Consider the following 23,702-nt stretch of genomic DNA (forward strand, 5'->3'; position numbering starts at 1 on the left):
CGGTCCGCCGTTCCCGGGTCAGTCGAGGGCGCGTGCCCACGCCCGCAGGTCGTCGACAAACAGGCCCGGTTCTTCCATCGCCGCGAAATGGCCGCCGCGCGGCTGGTCCGTCCAGCGGGTCAGCGCGTAGCCGCGCTCGACCCAGCTGCGCGGCGGCGTCGGCGAGCGCGGGTCGCTGAACGCGGCGAAGGCCGTGGGCACGGTGACCCGCGTCCCCGCCGGCATCCGGCGCACCCCCTCCGCGGTGGCGCCGTTGTAGTACCAGGCCGCCGTGGTGAAGGCGTCGTTCATGACGTAGATCATCACGCAGGTCAGTAGCTGGTCCATGCTGAAGACCTCGTCGAACCGGCGCGTCCGCAGGTCGGCCCAGTCGTGGAAGCGCTCGACGATCCAGGCCGCCTGGGCCACCGGGTTGCCCGTCATCGCATAGGCCAGCGACTGCGGCTTGGTCATCTGCAGGTGCGAGTAGCCGCCGAGCCGCTGCTGCGTGTCGTCGAAGGCGGCCTTCCAGGCCAGCTCCTCGGCCCCCGCCGGCTCCGCATCCGGCTGGACCAGCAGGTAGTTCAGGTGGATACCGCGCACCGCCTCGGCATGCTCCAGCGCCAGCCAGGCACTGACGGCCGAACCCCAGTCGCCGCCCTGCGCCAGATAGCGCGGATAGCCGAAGCCCTCGCGCATCAGCCGGTCGAACAGGCGGGCCGTCGTGCGTGCGCCGATCGGGTAGGCCGGCTTGCCGGAGAAACCGAAGCCGGGCAGCGACGGCACGACCAGGTCGAACGCGTCCTCCGCCCGGCCGCCATGGCGCGACGGGAAGGCCAGCGGCTCGATCGCCTGCCAGAATTCGTGCACAGACCCTGGCCAGCCGTGCGTCAGGATCAGCGGCCGGCGTCCCTCCGCCTCGCCGACCACGTGCACGGCATGGACGTCGATGTCCTCGACGCGGACCTTGAACTGCGGAAAGCGGTTCAGGTCGGCCGCCGCGGCCTGGGCGTCGAAGCCGTCGACCCAGTAGGCGCACAGCGCCGCCAGGAAATCCGGATCGCAGCCATACCGCCAGCCGGCGTCGCGCGGCGACGGCGGCGCCTCGTAGCGCCGCACCGCCGCGCGCAGCGCGGCCAGCCGCGCCTCGTCCCAGACGACCTCAAACCGTTCCATGCGGCACCTCCGCGATCGGCGTGACCTGACCGATGATGCCGCGTTGCGTACCCGAGAGACAGGCTGCGCTTACGCCGCGGCCGAGAGAGCGGGATCGGCTGCCGGCAGGACGACCTCCACCGTGGTGCCCTCGCCCGGCCTGCTGCGGATCTCGAGGCGGCCGCCGTGCAGTTCGACCAGGGCCTTGGTCAGCGGCAGGCCCAGGCCGGTGCCCTCGTATTTCCGCGCCAGCCGGCTGTCGACCTGACTGAAGGCCTCCAGCGCCAGCGGAATCTCCTCCGGCGCCATGCCGATCCCGGTGTCGGAGACGGCGATGCGGACGAAGCCGGGCTCGTCCTGCGCTGCGCCGACGGCGATGCGCCCGCTCGCGGGCGTGAACTTGACGGCATTCGCGATCAGGTTCAGCAGGATCTGCCGCGCCCGGACCGGATCGGCCATCACCCGCAGCGGCGGCTCGGGCGCGACGACCTCGAAGTGCAGCGACGCACGCGTGCACTGGTCGTAGACCATCTTCCGGCAGGCGGCGAACAGGCTTGCGACGTCCAGGGGCACCGGCTCGACCTGCAGCTTGCCGGACTCGCTGCGCGCCACGTCCAGCACGTCGTTGATGACGCTCAGCAGGTGCCGGCCGCTTCCGAGGATGTCGTCCGCATACTCCTTGTACTTCGGCGCGAGCGGCCCGAACGCCTCCATCGACATCATCTCGGAGAAGCCGATCACGGCGTTCAGCGGCGTCCGCAGTTCGTGGCTCATGTTGGTGAGGAACTGCGTCTTGCTCCGGCTGCCCGCCTCGGCGCGCTCCTTGGCCGCCCGCAGCTCGCTCTCGCGCTCCTTGAGCGAGCTGATGTCGCCGATCATCGCGATCATGCCACCTTCGGCGGTCCGGCTGCGGCTGATGCGCAGCCAGCGGCCGCCGGCGATCTCCAGTTCGCAGACGGAAGGCAGCGGGTCGACGAGCAGCCGCTGCGTCACCGCCGCCGCGGTGCCGGCGGCGAACACGCCCTGCTCGATCGCGGTCGCGACGAGCGCCTCGAAGGATGCCCCCTCGGCGACGCGACCTTCGATCATGGGCGCGAACTTGGTCACCTGGCTGTTGGCGACCACCACCGCCCCCGACGCGTCCACGAGGACGACGCCGTCGCGAGAGTTCTCAATCGCGTCGACCAAGCGGCCTTGGGCATGGCGGCGCCGCGCCACCTCATCGGCCATCATCGACCGGATGCTGTCGCGCATCACCTCCATCGAGGCGAGCAGCGCCCCCAACTCGTCGCGGCTCGCGGTCGGGATCGGCGTGTCGAGTTCGCCGCGAGCGATCCGCGCCGCCACGTCGGAGGCCGCCCGTACCGGCCGCAGGATCATGCGGACGAGGAGGAAGGCGATCGCCGCGGCGACGATCAGGGCGACCACCGTGGCGGCCATATAGAACCGGCGGTTCTGCTCGATCACCCTCAGGGCGCGCTGCCGCCCGATGAACCCGTCGCCCGCGGCCAGGTTGACGAGGATGTCCAGCTGTTCGCGCGCGGCGTCCGCCGCCTGGTCGAGCAGCGGCCAGGCGTCCAGCCCCGCGCCGGCATCTCGCCGTACCGCGTCCCATCGGGCCACCGCCCTGCGGACCTCGGCCGCGGCTCCCTCGGCGCGCGCCGTCGCCGATCGGCCGGCGACGATGTCGAGGTCGTCGTACAGGTCGAGCAGGATCTCCTCGGAACGCTGCGACAGCCTCTCCCGGGCGACGGGATCGGCCTCCAGCGCCGAGCGGGCGGCGACCGCCTCCAGGGCGTTGAAGTTGGCGAGCGCCGCGCGGGCATAGTTGATCGCCATCAGGGGCTCGTCATAGGTGCGCGCGACCAGGCGGCCCGATTCGCCGATCCAGCGCACGCCCTGATAACCCAGCAGGCCGGTGATCGCGGCCATGGCGAGGAAGGCAAGGAAAATCTTCCGACGAAGGGTCGACGATAGCCCGCCAGCGCCGCGTCGCGCGGCCTTCGCCGGCGATCCGGAGGCGCTTTGCCGCTCGTCGATCAGCTGTTCAGACATGGTCGCCCGGGTCGCCCGTTGCCTACCTGACGTCGACGATCAGCCGCATCTTCGGATGGATGCCGCACAGCACATCGAAACGCCCCCGCTTGGGAAAGGACACGGCGACGATCTCGCCGGACTTCTGCTCGCCGGAATCGAACGTGAACCCGTCCGCCTCGATGTAGACGTGATGGAGCAGCCCGGCATCGTCGTTCTGGACGGCGACCGTGTCGCCGCGGGCGATCGTCAGGTGCGGCGGATCGAATGCGCGCCCCTTCTGCGACACGCGGTAGGTGGCACCGGCCAGCGCCACGCTGCCGCCGACTGCTAAGCCCCCGGCGAGCAGGACGGCGAGCACCCAGGCGCGGCTGCTTCGGCGCATCGTCACTGGGCGGCCTGCTCTTCGGGGGCGCGTATCGAAAAGGACTTGGCGTAGGCCCGCGACCGGGCCGTCAGCATCGGGTCCCCGGACGTGTCGATCCCGTCGACGAGGTTCAGGGGCGTGAAGAGCAGCCGCCGCTCCGTCGCGGGGTTGTCGGCGGCGATCCGGCGGATCGTCAGCGCGCCGAGATCGATCTGGCGACGGTCTTCCGGCCAGAGGATGGTTCCGTCGGTGATCGGATCGCCCGGATCGGCGATCTGGAGTATCAGCCGGAACTGGGCCGCTCCTCGTGCCAGCCGGTCCACCAACTCCGCCGCCAGGAAGTCCGCGGGGCGCGCGGCGGCCACGGCCGGATCGAGATGGTCGGTGCCGCCGACGGGCACGATCCGGTAGCGGCCATGGACCGATCGCCCCTCGGCATTCTCGAACCGGAACGCGTTCACGCCGAAGAAGGCCTCCGCCGCATAGCTCGACGGGATCGGCTTCGGATGATCGAGAAAGCGCCGGGCCGCCGGGTGCGCCGCCGCGAAGCGATCGAGCGGGGTCGGCGCGGCGACGTCCGGCCCGCTGGCAGCGGCCGCCTGCAGGAAACCGAGGAACGCCTCGGGCGTCGCGGCGGGGAAGCCGTCGTAGGAGTGGGCGACGATGTCGGTCGACCCCTCCGGCAGCAGGAACTTGAGGGATAGCCCGCGCGGGCTCGCATGCGGGGTGCCCGAGGCGACGGCGGGCGTCCCGGCGAAATCGGAGAAGCGGAAGACGACCGCGACCTCAACGCCCTGCATGTGCGGCGCCCGCGTGACCGCGCGCGCTTCGGGCGAGGCGATGAAGCTCCCTTCGCATACGAGGCCCTTGGCATGCACGGCACGATAGCCTTCGTGGACGCCGAACAGATCGTTGAACGCGTGGACGAGTCGCACCGGCGTCGAGGCCGGCGCCGCCTGGGCCGCCACCGGTACGGCCGCAAGGGCCGCGACCAGTGTCGCCAGGATCGCGGCACGCCGCACGATCACGGCGGCGGCACCGCATGCCGCGGGTACGGCGAGCTTGGACGGCAGGCTCATGAAAGCGACCCGAAGGATGACGGAGACCGGCTCGGCGGCGATCTGGCGCCACTACGGCGCGATCGCCATAGCCTGCGCGAACACGATTAATGCGGCGTAAAGCGCGCGCGCCGGGTCAGTGTTCGGCGTGGACCCCGTCCCAGTTCATCGCCGAGATCACGTGCGGCCAGATCCTGTCCCAGAATGCCGCCGACCGCGCGTCCGCGGCGTCGCAGCCGCAACGCTCGCAAAATCGCTCGAAGTCGAGGCCGCGCAGGGTCGCCTTCAGCCCGGCACTGGGCCCGCTCGGCCAGCAGGCCGCGAAGACGCCCTCCGAGCCGATTGACATGAAGGTTCCGGTGTCCTCATCGATGACCACGTTCGCCCAGTTCTGCGCATCGCGGATGAGGTACATCTCCGCATCGGCGAATGTTACCGAAGGCCTGTCTGGCATAGTGTCCTTCTGATCCCCGTTCTAGGTCCCGGCCTCGCGCGACATCTTTTGTTGTGGCATCCGGCTACACCGCCACTATCCCCGAAAATCGGTAGCGAACAAGTTTACAGTCGCAAAAGCTGTAGGCGGCCTCGTGGACAATATGTCCGGCGAAAATGTCCGGCTCCGTCCAGGCGCTGGCGGGGCGTGTCCTTGCAGAAACCCGGAAGCGACGCACGAGGCGGCATTGAAGTGCCGCCGTCCGCCACTGGAGGCCGGCCGTTCTTCGTGCAACTATCCCTGCCCTTTTCTGCGGAGCAGGCGATGAAGCTGGTCATTCCGAAGGAGCGCGACCTGCTGGAGCGGCGCATGGCCGGCAGTCCGGATGCCGTGAAGCGTCTGCGCGACCTGGGCTTCGAGGTGATCGTCGAGGCCGGTGCCGGCGCCGGTGCCGGCTTCCCGGACGCGGCGCTGCAGGAGGCGGGGGCGACGCTGACCGGCGACATCGCCGAGGCGCTGGGCGCGGCCGACGTGGTGCTGCGCGTGCGCGGGCCCGCGATGGAGGACGACGGCTGGGAGTTCCGGCGCATGCGACCCGGTGCCGTGCTGATCGGATTCCTGGCGCCGTGGCAGGCGCACGAGCGGATCGCCGCCTATGCCGAGCACGGCCTCGCCGCCTTCACGATGGAGTTCATGCCGCGCATTACCCGCGCCCAAGGCATGGACGCGCTGTCGTCCCAGGCGAACCTCGGCGGCTATGCGGCGGTGATCGAGGGTGCGCGCCTCTTCGGCCGCGCCTTCCCGATGATGGTGACGGCGGCGGGCACGATCGCTCCGGCGCGCGTGCTGATCCTGGGCGCCGGCGTCGCCGGGCTGCAGGCGATCGCCACGGCGCGTCGCCTCGGCGCCATCGTCTCGGCGATGGACGTGCGGCCGGCGGCGCGCGAACAGGTCGAGAGCCTGGGCGCCACCTTCGTCGAGGTCGACTCCGACGAGAAGCACCAGGCCGAGACCACCGCCGGCTACGCCCGCGAGATGAGCGCCAACTACCGCCAGCGCCAGGCCGGCAAGCTGCACGAGCACCTGAAGCGCATCGACGTGGTGGTGACCACCGCGCTGATCCCCGGCCGGCCGGCGCCGGTGCTGGTGACGGCCGAGATGGTCGCCGACATGAAGCCCGGCTCCGTCATCATCGACATGGCGGCCGAACAGGGCGGCAACTGCGAACTGTCCGAGAACGGCAGGACCGTGGTGAAACACGGCGTCACCATCGTCGGCGATGCCAACTTGGCCGGCCATGTCGCCGCCGACGCCAGCGCGCTCTACGCCCGCAACCTCGTGAACTTCCTCACCCTGATGGTCGACACCGAGCACAGGCTGCTCGAGCCGGACCGCGACGACGAGATCCTGAAGGCGACGCTCGTCTGCCGCGACGGACGCATCGTCAATCCCGTGCTGGCGCAGAAGGAGGCGTCCTGATGGCTACCGACACAATCGCCCAGGATGCGGCGACCTTCGCCCGCAAGATGGGGCGGCTCGCCGTGGAGGCGGAGCAGTTGGCCGGGCAGGCCTTCGACATCGCCAACCGGACCAGCCAGACCGCCGTCCACAGCACGGGCGCCGACCCGCTGCTGTTCGGCCTGACGGTCTTCGCGCTGGCCGCCTTCGTCGGCTACTACGTCGTCCTGAAGGTGACGCCGGCGCTGCATGCGCCGCTGATGTCGGTCACGAACGCGATCTCCGGCATCGTCATCGTCGGCGCCATGGTCGCGGCCGCACCGGCACTGTTCGGCGCCTCGAAGATCATGGGCTTCATCGCCGTGGTCCTGGCGTCGATCAACATCTTCGGCGGCTACATCATCACGCAGCGGATGCTGCAGAAGTTCCGCAAGCGGTGAGGCAGACATGAGCGGCGATATCGCGTCCTACGCCTACCTGCTGGCGGCGATCTGCTTCATCTTCTCGATCCGCGGCCTGTCGTCGCCGGAGACGGCGCGGATGGGCAACCTGATCGGCGTCGCCGGCATGACCATCGCCGTGGTCGCCACGCTGGCCACGCCCGAGGTGCCGACCTACGGCCTCGTCTTCGCCGGCATCATCGTCGGCGGCGTGATCGGCGCCTTCATCTCACTGCGCGCCAAATTCACGCAGCTGCCGCAGCTGGTCGCCCTGTTCAACAGCTTCGTCGGGCTGGCGGCGGTGTTCATCGCCGGCGGCGCAATGCACGCGCCGTCGCTCTACGGCATCGAGGTCGTCGGCGGCACCATGGGGATGGTCGACCTGATCGAGATCATGCTGTCGACCGTCATCGGCGCGATCACCTTCACCGGGTCCGTCCTCGCCTGGGCGAAGCTGGAGGGCAAGGTGCCCGGTACACCGATCACCTTTCCGGCGCAGAGTGCGGTCAACGGCTTCATCGCGCTGTTCCTGGTCATGGCTGGCTTCCTGTTCCTCGGGTTCGGCGGCGAGTCGCTGTTCTGGGCGGTGACCATCGTGGCACTGGTCTGGGGCGTCATGGTCGTGCTGCCGATCGGCGGCGCCGACATGCCGGTCGTCATCGCCGTGCTGAACTCGCTGTCGGGCTGGGCCTCGGTCGGTATCGGCTTCGCGTTGAACAACCCGCTGATGATCGTCACCGGCGCCCTGGTCGGCGCGTCCGGCATCATCCTGTCCTACATCATGTGCGCCGCGATGAACCGTTCGCTGCTCAGCGTCATGCTGGGCGGCTTCGGCGGCGAGCAGGCCGCCGCGGGCGCGGGCGCGGGCGCCGCGCACGGGCTGGTGAAGTCCGGCAATGCCGATGACGCCGCCTTCCTGCTGAAGAACGCCGGCTCCGTCGTCATCGTCCCGGGCTACGGCATGGCGGTCGCCCAGGCGCAGCACGCGCTGCGCGAGATGGTCGATCTGCTGGAGGCGCAGGGGGTGAAGGTGCGCTACGCCATCCACCCGGTCGCCGGCCGCATGCCGGGCCACATGAACGTGCTGCTGGCCGAGGCGAACGTCTCCTACGACAAGGTCTTCGAGATGGAGGCGATCAACCGCGACCTGCCGAACACCGACGTCGCCTTCGTCATCGGCGCCAACGACATCACCAACCCGGCCGCGCGCACCGACCCGTCCAGCCCGATCTTCGGCATGCCGGTGATCGACGTCGACAAGGCGCGCATGTGCATGTTCGTGAAGCGCTCGATGGCGTCGGGCTATGCGGGTGTGGAGAACCCGCTCTTCTACAACGACAACACGATGATGATCTTCGGCGATGCCAAGGCCGTATGCGAGAATGTCATCCGGGCGATGGGATGATCCCGCCCCGCGTCCGGCCGAACAGTCGTTCCGGCAGCGACCGGACGAAGGACGAGAAGGTGACGGCGACGCGCGGGGCCGGCCCGCGCAACGGCCGCACACGCCAGCGAAGGAGGCTGTCATGACCAAGGGTCTTCGCCTGTCACGCCGCACCGCCCTCGTCGCCACGGTCGGCGGCGCGATCGCGGCGCCGTTCATCCTGCGGGGCGGCCTCGCGCACGCCGCGGCACCGATGCTGGGCGCTGCCCGCCCCGACCACTATCGCTTCAAGCTGGGCGCGTTCGAGGTCACCACCCTGCTCGACGGCTATGTGCAGCTCGACGGCCCGCACCCGATCTTCGGCATGGACCAGAGCGCCGAGACGGTGCAGGCCTATGCGGCAGAACACCGCCTGCCGCCAACCAAGATGGAGATCAGCTTCACGCAGGTCCTGGTGAACACGGGCAAGGAGCTGGTGCTCTTCGACACAGGCAACCCGGATTCGCGCCGCCCGACCGCCGCCAATCTCGTCGCCGCCATGGCCTCCGCCGGCTACAAGCCGGAGCAGGTGGACGTCGTGGTGATCACCCACATGCACGGCGACCACATCGGCGGGCTGATGCGCGAGGGCAAGCCGGTCTTCCCGAACGCACGGATCGTCACCGGCGAGACCGAATACGACTTCTGGTCGAAGCCGGACCGCCTCAGTGGCGCCACGGAGGGGACGGCGAAGCTGGTCCAGGCGAACGTCGTGCCGCTCGCCGAGAAGACGACCTTCCTGAAGGACGGCGGCGAGGTCGTGCCCGGCATCCGTGCGGTCGCCGCCTTCGGCCATACGCCGGGCATGATGGGCTATCACGTCGAGAGCGACGGCAAGCGCTTCATGATCTTCGCCGACGTCACCAATCATTACGTGGTGTCGCTGCAGAAGCCGGAGTGGCACGTCCGCTTCGACATGGACAAGGACGCCGCGGTCGCGACGCGCAAGCGCGTGCTCGACATGTTGGCCGCCGACCGCATCCCGGCGAGTGGCTACCACATGCCCTTCCCGGCCGTCGGCTTCGTCGAGAAGGCGGGCGACGGCTATCGCTGGCTGCCGGCGAGCTACCAGCTGCGGGTGTGACGTCGCCGGGCGGGCACGCTAGGTGAAGGTCGGCGGTTGACGCCGCCGGCCGGCGCCCCACTTCCCGCTGCGACGTTTCCGCAGTCCGGCCCGGATCCTCATGCTCCTTCTCGAACTCGTCGGCGGCTTCGTGCTCCTGCTGGCCGGCGGCGAGGCCCTCGTCCGCGGCTCCGTCTCGGTAGCGCGCCGGCTCGGTGTCGCGCCGCTGGTCATCGGCCTCACCCTCGTCGGCTTCGGCACGTCGACGCCCGAACTGGTCACCAGCATCGAGGCGGCGCTGAAGGGTTCACCCGGCATCGCCGTCGGCAACATCGTCGGCAGCAACATCGCCAACGTCCTGCTGATCCTCGGTGCGGCGGCGCTCATCCGGCCGATCGCCTGCGACCCGCGCGCCTTCTACCGCGACGGTACCGTCCTGGCGGCGGCGACGCTGGTCTGCGTCCCCATCGCCCTGCTCGGCGGCCTCGGCCGCTTCGGCGGGCTGGTCCTCGTCGGCCTGCTCATCGCCTACATCGCCGGCACCTATTTCGCCGAGCGGACGGGCGGGAGCGCCTCCGCCGACCTGCACACCCGCGAAGCCGATCCGGCCGAGCCGGCCCACTTCTCCCTGCCGGTCGGCCTCGTCGTCGCACTCGGCGGCCTCGGGCTGATCGTCTTCGGCGCACAGCTGCTGGTCGGGGGTGCCGTCACCGTGGCGCGCGACTTTGGCGTGTCGGAGACGATCGTCGGCCTCACCCTGGTCGCCGTCGGCACCTCGCTCCCGGAACTGATGACCTCGGTCGTCGCCTCGCTGCGCGGCCAGTCCGACGTGGCCCTCGGCAACGTCATCGGCAGCAACATCTACAACATCCTGGGCATCCTCGGCGGCACCGCCGTCGTCACCCCCCTCACCTTCCCGCCCGAGATCGCCGCCCTCGACCTCTGGGTGATGGTCGCCGCCACCGCCCTGGTCATCGCCTTCGCCATCACCGGCTGGCGCGTCGGCCGCCGCGAGGGCGCCGTGCTGCTGCTGGCGTATGGCGGCTATGTGGCGTGGCTGGCAACCGGCGCCTGACGCAATCCTCGCCCAGGACTGCGGCAGACGGCACCGTCGCGCGGCCGTCATCTTACTTTCACGCAACCGTCGTGAAGCTGATACCGTCGCACTGGTAGGCAGCCGCATCTGCACAGGATGCGAGGCGCCTATGACGACGGCCCACAGCACGGCCGCCCGGATCGCCGCGGGCCCCCTCTCGAACGACGGTGCTCCCACCGCCATCGAGGTCCGCGGCCTGACCAAGAGTTTCACGCCGGCACGCCGCGCGCTCGACGGCGTCAGCCTGCGGATCGCGCCAGGCGAGATGGTGGCCCTGATCGGCCCCTCCGGCTCCGGCAAGTCCACGCTTCTCCGCCATTTCTCCGGCCTCACCGGTGCCGACGCCGGCACGGAGGGCGGTTCGGTGCACGTGCTCGGCACGCCCATGCAGCAGGACGGCCGGATGGCGCGCGACGCGCGCCGCATGCGCGGCCGCATCGGCTTCATCTTCCAGCAGTTCAACCTGGTTGGGCGGCTGTCGGTTCTGACCAATGTGCTGACTGGCACACTGGGCCGCATGCCGTTGTGGCGCAGCCTGCCGCGCCGCTTCCCGGTCGAGGATCAGCGGCAGGCGCTGGCGGCGCTCGCCCGGGTCGGCATTCCCGAATGCGCATTCCAGCGCGCCTCCACCCTGTCCGGCGGCCAGCAGCAGCGTGCCGCGATCGCCCGCGCCCTGGTGCAGCGCGCCGAGATCATCCTGGCCGACGAGCCGATCGCCTCGCTCGATCCGGCATCGGCGCGTCGGGTCATGGACACGCTGGCCGACATCAACCGCGCCGACGGCATCACGGTGGTCGTGTCGCTGCACCAGGTGTCCTACGCCCGCCGCTACTGCCCGCGCACGATCGCGCTGAAGGCCGGCCGCATCGTCTTCGACGGCCCGTCCGACGCGCTGAGCCAGGAGATGCTGGCCGACATCTACGGCGCCGAACTGGCCGACATCACCGACGACGAGGTGCAGGAGGGCCAGCGGCGCCCGCCGCCGCCGCGCGGCCGCCGTCCGACCGGCGCCTTCGCCGGCGCGGCCGTCTGAACCACCCGATCACGACTTCGATCCAACGCCCGCCTACCTACGAGGGGATATCCGCATGATCCGCAAGCTGACCCTGGCCGCCGTCCTGGCCGGCACCACCGCACTGGCCGCACTGACGCCGGCGAACGCCGAGATGACCGTCAAGGAACTGAACTTCGGCATCATCTCGACCGAATCCAGCCAGAACCTGAAGTCGGTCTGGGACCCGTTCCTGAAGGACATGGAGAAGCAGATCGGCGTGCCGGTTAAGGCGTTCTTCGCGCCCGACTATGCCGGCATCATCCAGGCGATGCGCTTCGGCAAGGTCGACATCGCGTGGTACGGCAACAAGTCCGCGATGGAAGCCGTCGACCGCGCCAACGGCGAGATCTTCGTCCAGACCGTCGCCGCCGACGGCTCGCCCGGCTACTGGTCGCTGCTGATCACGCACAAGGACCACAAGGAGCTCAACTCGGTCCAGGACGTGCTGAAGAACGCCAAGGACCTGACCTTCGGCAACGGCGATCCGAACTCGACCTCGGGCTTCCTGGTGCCGTCCTACTACGTCTTCGCCGTGAACAATGTCGATGCGAAGCAGGCGTTCAAGCGCATGGTCACGGCCAACCACGAGACCAACGCGATGGCCGTCGCCAACAAGCAGGTCGACGTCGCGACCAACAACACCGAGAGCATGGACCGGCTGAAGATCAACCAGCCCGACAAGTTCGAGCAGATCAAGGTGGTCTGGAAGTCGCCGCTGATCCCGTCCGACCCGATCGTCTGGCGCAAGGACCTGCCCGACGCCGACAAGCAGGAGCTGAAGAGCTTCTTCCTCGACTACGGCACGAAGAGCGCCGAGGAGAAGAAGGTCCTGGCGGGCCTCGCCTGGGCGCCGTTCAAGGAGTCGAGCAACAACCAGCTCCTGCCGATCCGCCAGCTCGAGCTGTTCCGCACCAAGACCAAGCTGCAGGCCGACGAGTCGATGGCCGCTGACGAGAAGAAGGCGAAGATGGCGGAGATCGACGCCCAGCTCGCCGCGCTCGAAAAGCAGATGGCGACCAACTGATCGCCTGACCGCGCGCTCCGAGGTGGCCGCTCCGCGGCCGCCTCGGTACGCGGGCCCAGCGTACGGCGCAGTCGGAAAGCCTCGCCCTGAGGAAGGCCGAGGGCCTGTCTCAAAGGGCGAGGCTTTCCGCACGGCCGGCAGCCAGCGCGCCCCTCTCAGCACGGATACCCCCATGGCCCACGCCCAGATCGCAACCGCGCCCCACCTGCCCGGCGCCATTCCGGCCCCGCCGCCGCGCGACGCGAAGCGCTCCGCGCTGACCCTGCTGGGGTGGGCCGCCTTCGCCGCCTTCCTCGCCTGGTCGTGGCAGGGCGCCGAGATGCGGCCGCTCGACCTCATCCGCGACTCCGGCAACATGGTCACGCTGGCCGGCGACTTCTTCCCGCCGAACTTCTCGCAGTGGCGCTTCTACGTGTCCGAGATGGTGACGACCATCCACCTCGCGGTGTGGGGCACCATCCTGGCGGTGATCGCGGCGATCCCGTTCGGCCTGATGTCGGCGGAGAACGTGGCGCCGGTCTGGCTGCGCCAGCCGGTACGGCGCCTGATGGACGCGCTACGCGCCATCAACGAGATCGTCTTCGCCATGCTGTTCGTCGTCGCGGTCGGCCTGGGCCCGTTCGCCGGCGTGCTGGCGCTCTTCGTCCACACCACCGGCGTGCTGGCCAAGCTCTTCTCCGAGGCCGTCGAGGCGATCGATCCGCGGCCGGTGGAGGGCATCCGCGCGACCGGCGCCCATCCGCTGGAGGAGATCGCCTTCGGCATCATCCCGCAGGTCATGCCGCTCTGGATCTCCTACGCGCTCTACCGCTTCGAGTCGAACGTGCGCTCCGCGACGGTGGTCGGCATGGTCGGCGCCGGCGGCATCGGCGTCGTGCTGTGGGAACAGATCCGCGGCTTCTACTTCGCCGAGACCTGCGCCGTGATCATCATCATCGTCGCCTCGGTGACGATCCTCGACGTGATCTCCAGCCGCCTGCGCAAGCTGTTCATCTGACCGGCGTCAGAGCAGCAGCTTCTCCGGCGTGATCGGCAGGTCGCGGATGCGGCGCCCGGTGGCGTGGAAGACGGCATTGGCGATGGCCGGGGCGACGCCGCAGATGGCGATCTCGGCCAGTCCCTTGGCGCCCAGCGGGTTGAAGTTGGTGTCCGAGCCCGGCACGAACGTCACGTCCAGCTCGCGCACGTCGGCGCAGACCGGCACCAGATACTCCGCCAGGTTCGCGTTCATCACCTTGCCGAAGCGCGGGTCCCACTCGCCCTGCTCCAGCAGCGCCATGCCGAGCCCCTGCACCATACCGCCGAGACACTGGCTGCGCGCCACCTTCGGATTGACGACGCGTCCCACGTCGTAGGCGCCGACCATGCGGGGCACGCGCACCGTGCCCAGGTCCGGGTCGACCTGCACCTCGACGAAGACGGCACCGAAGGCGGAGCTGGAGTAGTCATCGGTCTCCGAGCCCGGCGCGGAGGTCGCGGTCGCCTCCAAGTGCGTCAGGTTGTGCTGCTTCAGCAGGGCCTCGTAGGCGACGACGCGATAGGGCGGCTCGCGGCGCCCGATGCCGCCGTCATGCGCGACGACGTCGGCGATCGGCGCCCCGGCGAACGGCCCCTGCCGCGCGCAGGTCGCCAGCTCGCCGAGCTTGGCCTGCAACGCCCGGCAGGCCGCCGCCACCGCATTGCCGACGCTGGCCATGGTGATCGACCCGCCGTGCACCGGTGCCGACGGCATCGCCGTATCGCCCAGTTCGAAGCGGATCCGCTCCGGCGGCAGGCCCAGCGTATCGGCGGCGACCTGGGTCATCGAGGTATAGGTGCCCGGCCCCATGTCGGACGCGGCGGACCGCACGACGACGCTGCCGTCGGGATGAAGCGTCGCCGATGCCGAGGCGGCCGAACGGTTGGCGTGATAGACGGCGGTCGCCATGCCCCAGCCGATCAGCAGGTCGCCGTCGCGCATCGAGCGCGGCGCCGGGCTGCGGCGGTGCCAGCCGAACCGCTCGGCCGCGGTGGCGTAGCAGGCCTTCAGCTCCTTGCTCGACCAGGGCAGCCCCTTCGCCTGGTCGCGGTCGGCGTGGTTGCGCAGCCGGAGTTCGACCGGGTCCATCGCCAGCGCCACGGCCAACTCGTCCATCGCGCATTCCAGGCCGAACACGCCGGTCACGGTGCCCGGCCCGCGCATTGGGCACGGCGTGTTGGTGTTCAGCCGCCGCAGCCGGTAGCTGGTCCGCACGTCGTCGCAGGCATAGGTGCTGAGCGACGGCTTCACCGTCGTCTCGGCATATTCCTCGTAGACCGAGGTCTCGCCGCAGGCTTCATGCACCAGGGCGCGCAGGCGGCCGTCCGGGTCGGCACCCAGCATCAGGTGCTGGTCGGTGCGCGGCCGGAAGCCAACCGACTGGAACAGTTCGCGGCGGGTCAGTTCCAGCCGCACCGGCCGGTTCGCCGCACGCGCCGCGACCGCGGCGATGGTGACGTGCGGCCAGGTGCGCAGTCCGGATCCGAAGGCGCCGCCGACGAAGGGCGAGATGACCCGCACCGCGTCCTTCCCCATGCCGAAGACGTGCGCGATCTCGTTCGCCGCGTTGTTCACCCACTGAGTCTTGTCGTGCAGGGTCAGGCGGTCGCCGTCCCACTCCGCGATGGTGACGTGCGGCTCGATGGCGGCATGGAACTCGCGCGGCTGGCTGTAGCGCACGTCGACCGACACCGGCGCCTTGGCGAGCGCACCATCGGCGTCCCCCCGCCCGGCCTCCGCCGGCCGGCCGCCCTCCTCCGTCGCCTTGGCGGGTCGCTCGGGCTCCGCAGCATCGAAATCGGTCGCCTGCCCGTTCGCGGCATAGGTCACCGCGACCAGGCTGGCCGCATGCTCCGCCTGCTCCAGCGTCCGCGCGACGACCACCGCCACGGGCTGGCCGTTGAACAGGATATCGGGCCCCTGGAAGACGTGCAGCTGCTCGCCCGACTGCGGGTCCACCGGGGGCCGCGTCTTCATCTCCTTGTAGGGCAGGCGCGGCGCGTTCTCGTGCGTGACGACGCACAGCACGCCCGGCGCGGCCACGGCACGCGCCGTGTCGATCGCCTCGATCCGGCCGGCGGCGACGGTACTGTGCACCAGCGCGGCGTGCGCCAAATCCGGAATGTCGAACTCCGCCGCATAGCGCGCGGTGCCGCGCACCTTGTCGGGGCCGTCGACCCGGCTCAGCGGCTGCCCGATCACGCTGTTGGCGTTCGGAATGGTCGCGTTCATGCCACACCTCCCGCCTGCAGCAGCGCCCGCGTGACCGTCTTCCTGATCAGCGGGATCTTGAAGTCGTCGTGACCGTGGCCGACCGCACCTTCCGCGGCGAGCGCTCCGGCGGCTTCGGCCGCCGCCCGGTCCGGCGCCCGGCCGACGAGCACCCGCTCCACCTGCTCCAGGCGCCAGGGCACCGTCGCGACGCCCCCGGCGACGACGCGCGCCCCCGCGACGACGCCGTCCTCCAGGTCGAGCGCCACGGCGCAGGCCGCCAGCGCCCATTCGAAGCTGGCACGGTCGCGGACCTTCAGGAAGCAGGACCGCCGCCCGGCCGGTGCCGTCGGGATCTTGACCTCGGTGATCAGTTCGCCCGGCTTCAGCACCGTCTCGCGGTCGGGCCGGTCTCCGGGCAGACGGTAGAAATCGGCGATCGGCACGCTGCGCTCGCCGCCGGCGCCCTCCAGCACAACGCTCGCGTCCAGCGCCGTCAGCGCCGTCGCCAGGTCGGAAGGATGCGCCGCGATACAGTGGTCGCTGCCGCCCAGGACGGCGTTCAGCCGATTCTGGCCGCCCAGCGCCGCGCAGCCGGAACCCGGCTGCCGCTTGTTGCAGGGCGTCGTCGCGTCGCGGAAATAGAGGCAGCGCGCGCGCTGCAGCAGGTTGCCGCCGATCGTCGCCATGCGGCGCACCTGCGGCGAGGCCGTCTCCAGCAGCGCGTGGACCACCAGCGGCGCCTCCTCGCGCACCAGCGCGTCGTCGGCGACGTCGGCCAAGCGGGCGAGCGCGCCGATATGCAGCCCCTCATGGTCGGCTGCGATCCGGCGCAGGGGCAGGTTGCCGATGAACAGCAGCGTGTCCGGTTCCGCCACCCGCTCCTGCATCAGCTGGATCAGATCGGTGCCGCCGGCGATGAACGCGCCGTTCGCCGCCTGTCCAGCCTGCGCCAGGGCGGCGTTCACGTCGCGAACGGGGGCATAGGCGAAAGGCGTCATGAGCGACCTCCCGCGGCCGCACCGCTCTTCGCCGCCGCCGCGCGCACCGCGTCGACGATGTTCGTATAGGCGCCGCAGCGGCAGAGGTTGCCGCTCATCCATTCGCGGATCTCCGCGTCGGAACCCGCGTGCCCCTCCTCGATCAGCGCCACGGCCGACATGATCTGTCCCGGCGTGCAGTAGCCGCACTGGAAGCCGTCGTGCGCAACGAAGGCCTCCTGCACCGGATGCAGTTCGCCCTCGGGCGCCAGGCCCTCGATGGTGGTGATCTCGCGCCCGTCCTGCATGACAGCGAGGGTCAGGCAGGAGACGATGCGCTCGCCGTCGACCAGCACCGTGCAGGCGCCGCACTGGCCCAGGCTGCAGCCCTTCTTCGTGCCGGTCAGGTGCAGCCGGTCGCGCAGGGCGTCGAGCAGGGTGGTGCGCGGGTCGAAGCTCAGCGCGTGCTCCGCTCCGTTCACCATCAGCGTCACGTCGATGGCTTCTCGTATGGCCGCTGCGCGTGGCTCGGGCATGGGCTGCTCCTCGGCTTCGATGGGCTGGGCTGCGATGGGAGCGGAACAACGCAACGCCCCGGTCGTTCCCCGCGACGACGCAGATGCAGCATCCGCCGCACGAGGCAGCGGGCGCATCAGCCTCCTCCGATGCTCCCGCCGAGCGGCGAGCACAGGAAGAGCGCGACCGCCGCGTTTCCGGCGACGGTGCACCAGAACGCGACGCGGAACGGCACTTTGGCCGACTTGTGGCGCAGCAGCGCCTGCGCCAGCAGCGCACCGGGCCAGCCGCCGACGAACGCCAGCAGGTGGAGCATGCTCTCCGGCGTCCGCCGCCTCCCGCCGCGTGCCGCCGCCTTGTCCGCGGCATAGACCGCAAACGTCGCGACGCTGGCGATGGCATAGAGGCCGGGCAGCCACGCCGGCGCCGGCCAGAAGGCGGTGACGAGCAGGTAGAGGATCGCGAAGACCGGAATCACCAGCAGCGTCGCCGGATCCATCGCGACACGCGGCGCGGATGACCGTGCCGCGCGCCGTTCCGCCGCCCGCTCCGGCGGCGCGGCGTGCCTCGACCTTCGCCCCGCCTCCCTCTCAGGTCGCCTCGCAGGGCTGCGCGTCGAGCCGACGCGTCCGACGTTCCGCGCCCGCACCTTGCCGCGCTCACCGGATTCGACTTCGAACCACAGCCACTCGCCCACCTGCGGCCGGACCGTGCGCTGCGGGAAGGCCGAGATGTGCACGAAGACATCCGCCCCACCGCCCGACGGCGCGATGAACCCGAAACCGCGCGCGTCGTCCCAGCTCTTCAGCCGGCCCTCCAGCGTCATCCCCCTCGTCCCGCGTCGATCATCCCCAGATGGAGATCACCCGCAGCGCGCCGTGAACCGCGGCGGCGGAGGATCGCGACGGACGAAGGTGTGTTCGGGCAGCGCCAGTCCCATCCGCACCAACCCCGCGAGATTGCGGGCCTCCATCTTCTCCATGACCCGCGCCCGGTGCACCTCGACCGTGCGCGGGCTGATTCCGAGGATGGTGGCGACGGCCTTCGCGGAGTGACCTTCGACCAGCAGGCCGAACACCTCGTGCTCCCGCTCTGTCAGCCGCCCGACCCGATCGATAAGGTCGGATATCTCTCCCGTTCGATCGCCGGACCGGGTGCCTGCATTGCCGTCCAATGCCGACGCAATTCGGCGCACGAGTTCGTCGGGATCATAGGGCTTGGTCAGGAAATCGGTCGCCCCGGCCCGAATCGCCTTTACGGCACTGTCGAGATCACGCTGCGCCGTGAGCATAATGATGGGGGCGGCGCCGCCCCGGCGCCTGTAGGCACGGAGAACGTCGAATCCGTCCATCTCGTCCATCCTCACGTCGAGCAGGATGCAGGCGAAGAGCGGCAGATCCGGGGCGCCGAGCAACGCCCCTCCGGAGCCGAAGGTGCGGCTCATTGTGCCGCGCGACCGCAAAAGGGCCTCCACCGATTCCCGAACGTTCGGATCGTCGTCCACGATTGCAACGAGAGGGTGAAAGGATCTCATCCGCGCTCCACTCGCACAGGCCAGAGCAAACGCTTATGCTATGATCATTTATCAACTGTTAGCGGCGTCACGGCTGTGATCTGCGTCACTTCGTACGCCGAGGCGATCATCGAGCGACTGAATCCCGCGTACGAGTTCTTGAACGTTCCGGACGCTCTTTCGGATCAGGTCGAGGACCTCCGGCTGCGGCGCGCCGTGCTTCACCGCCTCACTGGCCGCGGATAGGAAGTTCAGCGCCGCGGTCGATGGCTGACGGACGTGGTGCAGCACGGCATCGATGGTCTCCGCCATGGCGGAGGATCGGAGACGGTCGACCTCGAGCAGGTCGGATCTCCGGATTGCCTGCGCACGGCCGACGCGTTCCGTACCGATCGCCGCAACCCATCCGGAGCCCCGCCGGCTCTCCGTCGCGGTGACCACGGCGACGATGCGCAGAGCGTCGGCGCCGGAGCCGACGACGACGTTCGCGATCACGGGCACAACCCCGCCGGGAGTACTTGCGCGGCCGCCGAGGTCGTTCAGGACGTGGCGGACCACCTCTGCCACCCGCCGCGCCGCTGCTTCCGCCGCCACGGCACCCAGTTCGGTCTCTAACAGACAGGACGCCCGATCGTTCAGAGCAACGCCACCGGCTTCATCAGAACGTATTAATGCAAACGGCGATTCATCGACATCCGCTTGACTTGAACGGATGTCGGCGCAACAGCTCCCCCTACCTTCTGTCACTTTCACCCCGGGTTGTCGTAGCCTCTGGTTAGCTACTGCATACCAGAAGATGCTTCCATACATGCTATGTAGCGCAAAATACGTACGTATTTAACCGAATTTTTAGCAAATCCGATTCCTGCGACTGTCGATCCAGCGGCCGGGGGGTACCCGCGGCCGCATCGGGATCGGAACGGGAGCAGAGACATGAAGAAGATTCTTGCGACGGCAGCGGCCTTGGTCGTCGGCGGTTTCGCGGCTCAGGCGAGCGCGGACAACTCGTTCAACTTCACCATCGAGGGACAGATCCCGGTGGTGTGCCAGGGCAACAACAACAGCCTCGCCACGACCGAGGCGGTGGACCTGACGATCGCCACCTCGCAGACCCTCGGCTCCGTCACCTATGTCTGCAACAGCGCGGGCGGCTTCACCCGCACCATCAGCTCGCAGAACGGCGGCTACATGTTCCGCGCCGGCACGTCGGGCACCGGCCCCAACCAAGTCGCCTATCAGCTGAGCAGCGGCGGCGGCTCCGGCCTCGGCTTCGCGGCCGAGCAGCTGACGGCGCCGAAGGTGACGAACGTCAGCGGCTCCACGGCCTTCATCTCCGGCCAGACCGGTGGCATCAGCGTCGTCGTCCCGCAGCCGACCGGCAACGTGTACGCCGGCACCTATTCGGACGTCGTGACGATCGCGGTCACCGCGAACTGATACGGTCTCGCCCACCGGCCCGAACCGCCGTATCCTGTAGCGGATCGGCCACATAGTGCGAGCACGGCGAGGGTGACTGCGCGAGCGCGCAGTCACCCTTTCCCGTCTGTGTTGCACCGCCGGATCAAGGCGGATATCTTTTATTAAGTAATTTTTCCCAAGCTCCCCTTTCGGTCGGGGACGCCTGTCGATTTGCGCAGACACGGGGGCAAGACGAGATGTTTCGAAGACTCGGCGGCGCGATCGGCATGGCCGTGATTGCGGCGCTCTGTGCTCCGACTGACGCCAGTGCCTTCCGGGTTGCCCCGATGGTGTACGAACTCGCGCCCTCCGGGTCGGGTACCTCCCAAGTCATCCGTGTCGAAAATACCGACGATCAGCCGATTACGCTGGAGATCCTCGTGAACCGGCGTTCGATCGCTCCGGACGGTACGGAGCAGCGGACTCCCGCGGAAGATGACTTCATCGTGTTTCCGCCGCAGACCGTCGTCCAGCCAGGCGAGACCCAGGCGTTCCGCCTGCAGTATATCGGACCCCAGAGCATTACCGAATCCTCGACGTACGCCATTACCGTGGCACAGCTGCCGATCGAGATCGGCGAAACTAACTTCCAAGGCATCCAGGTCGTCTACAACTTCACGACCACCGCGCACGTCGTCCCGCCGGGAGCCGAACCTGGATTGACCATCGTGGAGGCGGTAGCTGGCCCCGGGGCCGAACAGGTCACCGTTCGCCTGCGGAACGCCGGTAACAAGCACGCCTACATGACACCGCTGATCTGGGTGCTCCGCAACGGCCGTGGCGAGGAGATCGCGTTCAGGGACAACGATCTCATCGAGATCATCGGGATCTCCTTCATCCAGCCTGGCAAGACCCGCGAAATCGTCTTTCCGGTACCGGCAGGTTTCGCCGCCGCGGGTGGCTTGACCGCCATGTCGCGGCCGGTGGAATAGCGGCTGGATACGGGTGGACGCACCACAGTGCCGCGGATCCCAGCGCTGTGCGCCGCGCTTCTGGCTGGCGCTCTCGTTCTGCCGGCTCCGTTGCATGCACAGGCCGCGAACGACCTGCCGGACCTGCTCGCGCAACGGGTCGTGGAACTGAACGTTCCCCTGCTCGTCGGCGGCCGGTATGTCGGGGACATCGCTGCAGCCCTGTCCCCCGACGGCGAGGCACAGGTCGCGACCGCGCGCCTTCGCCAGCTGCTCGAACCGCTGGCCAATGCAGAGATCCTGGAGCGTCTGTCCGCGACCGCGGGCCCGGACGGACGGGCGTCCACCCAGGCGCTGCGCGACGCCGGCCTCGACATCCGCTTCGACCGCCAGTCGATCGAGTTGCGAGCGACCCTCGCCGGAGACGCCCGCCGCCTCACCTCGCTCTCCGCCTATGGTGCAGCAGACCAGACGCCCGCCGGGGCGGTTCCCCCGTCAGGCGTCTCGGCCGGTGTGACGTTCGGCGCCGCACAGACCTATGTCCACAGGTCGCTGGGCGGCGAAACCGGGTACGACGGTTTTCTCGGTTCCGCCCTTGGCTTCGTGAACGTCGGCGGCTTCGACGGCGTCTACCTCAGCTTCGAGGGCTTTTACGACGAGGACGCGGATGACCAGTGGCAGCGCGGCAACGTCACGCTGTTCCACGACGATTGGGATGAGGCGATCCGTTATGCCGCCGGTGACATCCTGCCGCTGACCGTGGGCTTGCAGGGCGCGGCGGCCATCGGCGGACTATCGGTGCAGCGCCTCTATGACGAGATCCAGCCCTACAAGAACGTCCGTCCCTCGGGTCGGCAGCGGTTCGTTCTGAACCGCGAATCGATCGTCGAGGTGGTAGTGAACGGCGCCACCGTCAGCACCCTCCGCCTCGCGCCGGGAAGCTACGACCTGCGCGACCTCCCCTTCTTTGACGGCCTCAACGACGTGAGGCTGGTCGTGGAGGACGAAACCGGCCGGCGGGAGATCGCGGCTTTCTCCGTGTTCTATGATCTAGACCTGCTGGCATCCGGGATCGACGAGTTCGGCTTCACCGCCGGCGCCCTCCAGGAGAGGGAGTCGCTCGGCGTCGAGTATCAGGACATTCCTGCCTTCACCGGCTTCTACCGTCAGGGCGTCAGCGAAGGGCTGACCCTCGGCGTGAACACGCAGGGATCCACCAAGCAGGGCATGCTTGGCGCTGAAGCGGTCGTCTCCACTCCCCTCGGTCTGATCGGCCTGCAGACCGCCGCCAGCACGGTGGAGGAGCGCGGCTTCGGCTATGCCGGAAGCCTCCTGTGGCGTTGGCGATCGAGCGGCGAACTCCTGGCGGACCATCAGTTCGATCTCGTCCTCGACGCGACGAGCAAGGACTTCGCCACCCTCGACGACCTGGATCCAAACAATTCGCGCGCGTGGTCGGTGAATGCGCGTTACCGCCTGCCGCTGCCCTGGGAGGTGAACGGCTCCTTCGGCGCGGGCTATACCGAGAGCCGGGGCAATCAGGCGGACGAGCTGAGCTTCAACGTCACGCTATCGCGCTTCTTCGGTCCCATCGGCGCCTTCGTCACGTACGACCACCGCGAGCTGTTCGGCGACGACGAGACGGAGGATCGCATCCTCCTGAGCCTGAGTTATCGGTTCGACCTTCGCCATTCCGCCCGCGCGCGCTACGATTCGCGGCGCGATGCCGTCACGACGCAGTTCGAACGCAACCTCCCGAACACGGTGGACGCGGTCGGCGGACGGGTCAGCATCACCCGCGACAATGATCAGGCGACGGCGCTTGGCGAGGTCCGGTACATCGGCAATCGCTTCGAGGGCGAATTCCGGCACGACCTGATCTCCGACGATATCGGCGGTGCGCGCCAGGACGAGACGACCACGGTCCGGGTGCGCACGGGCGTCGGTTTTTCCGGGGGCAAGGTCGCCGTCGGGCGCGATCCCGACCGCGGATTCGTCATCGTGGCGCCGCACAGGACGATCGCCGACAGCGACGTATCGGTGACGAACCGCTTTTCCCGCGGCGAGACCGCACGGACCGATTGGCTGGGTCCTGCGCTGGCCGCCATCGGCCGGCCCTACCAGCGCGACGAGTTCGCTCTCGTCGTTGCCGATCTTCCGACCGGCTACGACATCGGGTCCGGCAAGCTCGAGGTCTTCCCCGGCGCGCGCAGCGGGTATGTCTACACGGTCGGGACCGCGGCCTCGAACACCGTCATCGGTCGCCTGGAGGATCGGGCGGGCGCCCCGCTCTCCCTGATTTCCGGAGACCTCGTGCCTCTCGAGGGCGCGGAAGCGGAACCGGGCATATTCTTCACGAACCGCACCGGGCGGTTCGTTGCGGAAAGGCTGGCGCCGGGCAGGTATGCGCTCCTCCAGCGCGGCCGGTCCGCGCCGATTGGCGAGATCACCGTGCCGGACGACGCGCGCGGCCTGGTGGAAGTCGGCACGATAACCGTGGCGCGATGAGGT

Annotated in this window: 22 protein-coding genes; 11 read left to right on the top strand and 11 right to left on the bottom strand. The window is 69.2% G+C overall.

Annotation, left to right across the window (positions count from 1 at the left end; translation table 11 throughout):
- Positions 1–18 precede the first annotated feature (18 nt).
- The 5 genes from ABIE65_RS02410 to ABIE65_RS02430 all read right to left on the bottom strand — a co-directional run bounded on the left by ABIE65_RS02410 (position 19) and on the right by ABIE65_RS02430 (position 5,047).
- On the bottom strand, positions 19–1,155 hold the full coding sequence (locus ABIE65_RS02410; protein WP_354075272.1) for an epoxide hydrolase family protein: 1,137 nt from the start codon (positions 1,153–1,155) through the stop codon (positions 19–21).
- Positions 1,156–1,224: 69 nt separating this feature from the next.
- A complete protein-coding gene (locus tag ABIE65_RS02415) occupies positions 1,225–3,189 on the bottom strand; it encodes a sensor histidine kinase (RefSeq protein ID WP_354075273.1) in 1,965 nt (654 codons plus the stop codon).
- A 22-nt stretch (positions 3,190–3,211) separates the two neighbouring features.
- Positions 3,212–3,559, bottom strand: coding sequence for a cupredoxin domain-containing protein (locus ABIE65_RS02420; RefSeq protein WP_354075274.1), 348 nt, complete (start codon positions 3,557–3,559; stop codon positions 3,212–3,214).
- Positions 3,556–4,614: a catalase family peroxidase gene (locus ABIE65_RS02425; protein WP_354075275.1), complete on the bottom strand. Its 1,059-nt coding sequence runs from the start codon at positions 4,612–4,614 to the stop codon at positions 3,556–3,558. The genes ABIE65_RS02420 and ABIE65_RS02425 overlap by 4 nt, the downstream gene beginning before the upstream one ends.
- 115 nt (positions 4,615–4,729) lie before the next feature.
- Entirely contained in the window at positions 4,730–5,047 is a 318-nt protein-coding gene (locus tag ABIE65_RS02430; protein WP_354075276.1) for a hypothetical protein, read from the bottom strand.
- A gap of 303 nt (positions 5,048–5,350) precedes the next feature.
- Between ABIE65_RS02430 and ABIE65_RS02435 the strand changes: the two genes are divergently transcribed.
- The 8 genes from ABIE65_RS02435 (at position 5,351) to phnE (ending at position 13,581) form a co-directional block, all read left to right on the top strand.
- On the top strand, positions 5,351–6,505 hold the full coding sequence (locus ABIE65_RS02435; protein ID WP_354075277.1) for a Re/Si-specific NAD(P)(+) transhydrogenase subunit alpha: 1,155 nt from the start codon (positions 5,351–5,353) through the stop codon (positions 6,503–6,505).
- Positions 6,505–6,924, top strand: coding sequence for an NAD(P) transhydrogenase subunit alpha part 2 (locus ABIE65_RS02440; RefSeq protein ID WP_354075278.1), 420 nt, complete (start codon positions 6,505–6,507; stop codon positions 6,922–6,924). Before ABIE65_RS02435 ends, ABIE65_RS02440 begins: the two co-directional genes overlap by 1 nt.
- A 7-nt stretch (positions 6,925–6,931) precedes the next feature.
- On the top strand, positions 6,932–8,329 hold the full coding sequence (locus tag ABIE65_RS02445; protein WP_354075279.1) for an NAD(P)(+) transhydrogenase (Re/Si-specific) subunit beta: 1,398 nt from the start codon (positions 6,932–6,934) through the stop codon (positions 8,327–8,329).
- Between the two features lie 121 nt (positions 8,330–8,450).
- Entirely contained in the window at positions 8,451–9,431 is a 981-nt protein-coding gene (locus tag ABIE65_RS02450; protein WP_354075280.1) for an MBL fold metallo-hydrolase, read from the top strand.
- A gap of 100 nt (positions 9,432–9,531) precedes the next feature.
- Entirely contained in the window at positions 9,532–10,485 is a 954-nt protein-coding gene (locus tag ABIE65_RS02455) for a calcium/sodium antiporter (protein WP_354075281.1), read from the top strand.
- A gap of 130 nt (positions 10,486–10,615) precedes the next feature.
- Positions 10,616–11,539 (top strand): phosphonate ABC transporter ATP-binding protein, encoded by a 924-nt coding sequence (phnC, locus tag ABIE65_RS02460; RefSeq protein WP_354075282.1) that lies wholly within the window; start codon positions 10,616–10,618, stop codon positions 11,537–11,539.
- A 55-nt stretch (positions 11,540–11,594) separates the two neighbouring features.
- Positions 11,595–12,584 carry a phosphonate ABC transporter substrate-binding protein gene (phnD, locus tag ABIE65_RS02465; RefSeq protein WP_354075283.1) on the top strand — a complete coding sequence of 330 codons (990 nt, stop codon included), beginning with the start codon at positions 11,595–11,597 and terminating at the stop codon, positions 12,582–12,584.
- Between the two features lie 172 nt (positions 12,585–12,756).
- Positions 12,757–13,581, top strand: a complete 825-nt coding sequence (gene phnE, locus ABIE65_RS02470) for a phosphonate ABC transporter, permease protein PhnE (RefSeq protein ID WP_354075284.1) — start codon at positions 12,757–12,759, stop codon at positions 13,579–13,581.
- A gap of 6 nt (positions 13,582–13,587) precedes the next feature.
- On the opposite strand, the gene ABIE65_RS02475 is transcribed toward phnE, so the two are convergent.
- The 6 genes from ABIE65_RS02475 to ABIE65_RS02500 form a co-directional block, all read right to left on the bottom strand.
- Positions 13,588–15,834 (bottom strand): xanthine dehydrogenase family protein molybdopterin-binding subunit, encoded by a 2,247-nt coding sequence (locus ABIE65_RS02475; RefSeq protein ID WP_354075285.1) that lies wholly within the window; start codon positions 15,832–15,834, stop codon positions 13,588–13,590.
- Positions 15,831–16,814 carry an FAD binding domain-containing protein gene (locus ABIE65_RS02480; RefSeq protein ID WP_354075286.1) on the bottom strand — a complete coding sequence of 328 codons (984 nt, stop codon included), beginning with the start codon at positions 16,812–16,814 and terminating at the stop codon, positions 15,831–15,833. Before ABIE65_RS02480 ends, ABIE65_RS02475 begins: the two co-directional genes overlap by 4 nt.
- Positions 16,811–17,329 (bottom strand): (2Fe-2S)-binding protein, encoded by a 519-nt coding sequence (locus ABIE65_RS02485; protein ID WP_502918495.1) that lies wholly within the window; start codon positions 17,327–17,329, stop codon positions 16,811–16,813. The genes ABIE65_RS02480 and ABIE65_RS02485 overlap by 4 nt, the downstream gene beginning before the upstream one ends.
- Before the next feature lie 116 nt (positions 17,330–17,445).
- On the bottom strand, positions 17,446–18,135 hold the full coding sequence (locus ABIE65_RS02490) for a DUF1294 domain-containing protein (protein WP_354075287.1): 690 nt from the start codon (positions 18,133–18,135) through the stop codon (positions 17,446–17,448).
- Between the two features lie 36 nt (positions 18,136–18,171).
- Entirely contained in the window at positions 18,172–18,843 is a 672-nt protein-coding gene (locus ABIE65_RS02495; protein WP_354075289.1) for a response regulator transcription factor, read from the bottom strand.
- 51 nt (positions 18,844–18,894) lie between these two features.
- Positions 18,895–19,575, bottom strand: coding sequence for a hypothetical protein (locus ABIE65_RS02500; protein WP_354075291.1), 681 nt, complete (start codon positions 19,573–19,575; stop codon positions 18,895–18,897).
- Positions 19,576–19,755: 180 nt separating this feature from the next.
- Between ABIE65_RS02500 and ABIE65_RS02505 the strand changes: the two genes are divergently transcribed.
- The 3 genes from ABIE65_RS02505 (at position 19,756) to ABIE65_RS02515 (ending at position 23,699) form a co-directional block, all read left to right on the top strand.
- Positions 19,756–20,259, top strand: a complete 504-nt coding sequence (locus tag ABIE65_RS02505; RefSeq protein WP_354075292.1) for a hypothetical protein — start codon at positions 19,756–19,758, stop codon at positions 20,257–20,259.
- Positions 20,260–20,477: 218 nt separating this feature from the next.
- A complete protein-coding gene (locus tag ABIE65_RS02510) occupies positions 20,478–21,212 on the top strand; it encodes a fimbria/pilus periplasmic chaperone (RefSeq protein WP_354075293.1) in 735 nt (244 codons plus the stop codon).
- 90 nt (positions 21,213–21,302) lie between these two features.
- On the top strand, positions 21,303–23,699 hold the full coding sequence (locus ABIE65_RS02515) for a fimbria/pilus outer membrane usher protein (protein ID WP_354075294.1): 2,397 nt from the start codon (positions 21,303–21,305) through the stop codon (positions 23,697–23,699).
- The last annotated feature ends 3 nt before the right edge of the window (positions 23,700–23,702 follow it).

The sequence above is a fragment of the Constrictibacter sp. MBR-5 genome (genome assembly GCF_040549485.1).
Lineage (GTDB): Bacteria > Pseudomonadota > Alphaproteobacteria > JAJUGE01 > JAJUGE01 > Constrictibacter.

Bases quoted from the DNA above. Each gene is read 5' to 3' on its own strand.
- ABIE65_RS02430 (WP_354075276.1), bottom strand. From the start codon at position 5,047: ATGCCAGACAGGCCTTCGGTAACATTCGCCGATGCGGAGATGTACCTC.
- ABIE65_RS02435 (WP_354075277.1), top strand. From the start codon at position 5,351: ATGAAGCTGGTCATTCCGAAGGAGCGCGACCTGCTGGAGCGGCGCATG.
- phnE (WP_354075284.1), top strand. From the start codon at position 12,757: ATGGCCCACGCCCAGATCGCAACCGCGCCCCACCTGCCCGGCGCCATT.
- ABIE65_RS02505 (WP_354075292.1), top strand. From the start codon at position 19,756: ATGAAGAAGATTCTTGCGACGGCAGCGGCCTTGGTCGTCGGCGGTTTC.
- phnD (WP_354075283.1), top strand. From the start codon at position 11,595: ATGATCCGCAAGCTGACCCTGGCCGCCGTCCTGGCCGGCACCACCGCA.
- ABIE65_RS02495 (WP_354075289.1), bottom strand. From the start codon at position 18,843: ATGAGATCCTTTCACCCTCTCGTTGCAATCGTGGACGACGATCCGAAC.
- ABIE65_RS02480 (WP_354075286.1), bottom strand. From the start codon at position 16,814: ATGACGCCTTTCGCCTATGCCCCCGTTCGCGACGTGAACGCCGCCCTG.
- ABIE65_RS02490 (WP_354075287.1), bottom strand. From the start codon at position 18,135: ATGACGCTGGAGGGCCGGCTGAAGAGCTGGGACGACGCGCGCGGTTTC.
- ABIE65_RS02415 (WP_354075273.1), bottom strand. From the start codon at position 3,189: ATGTCTGAACAGCTGATCGACGAGCGGCAAAGCGCCTCCGGATCGCCG.
- ABIE65_RS02450 (WP_354075280.1), top strand. From the start codon at position 8,451: ATGACCAAGGGTCTTCGCCTGTCACGCCGCACCGCCCTCGTCGCCACG.
- ABIE65_RS02440 (WP_354075278.1), top strand. From the start codon at position 6,505: ATGGCTACCGACACAATCGCCCAGGATGCGGCGACCTTCGCCCGCAAG.
- ABIE65_RS02475 (WP_354075285.1), bottom strand. From the start codon at position 15,834: ATGAACGCGACCATTCCGAACGCCAACAGCGTGATCGGGCAGCCGCTG.
- ABIE65_RS02485 (WP_502918495.1), bottom strand. From the start codon at position 17,329: ATGCCCGAGCCACGCGCAGCGGCCATACGAGAAGCCATCGACGTGACG.
- ABIE65_RS02425 (WP_354075275.1), bottom strand. From the start codon at position 4,614: ATGAGCCTGCCGTCCAAGCTCGCCGTACCCGCGGCATGCGGTGCCGCC.
- phnC (WP_354075282.1), top strand. From the start codon at position 10,616: ATGACGACGGCCCACAGCACGGCCGCCCGGATCGCCGCGGGCCCCCTC.
- ABIE65_RS02455 (WP_354075281.1), top strand. From the start codon at position 9,532: ATGCTCCTTCTCGAACTCGTCGGCGGCTTCGTGCTCCTGCTGGCCGGC.
- ABIE65_RS02510 (WP_354075293.1), top strand. From the start codon at position 20,478: ATGTTTCGAAGACTCGGCGGCGCGATCGGCATGGCCGTGATTGCGGCG.
- ABIE65_RS02445 (WP_354075279.1), top strand. From the start codon at position 6,932: ATGAGCGGCGATATCGCGTCCTACGCCTACCTGCTGGCGGCGATCTGC.
- ABIE65_RS02410 (WP_354075272.1), bottom strand. From the start codon at position 1,155: ATGGAACGGTTTGAGGTCGTCTGGGACGAGGCGCGGCTGGCCGCGCTG.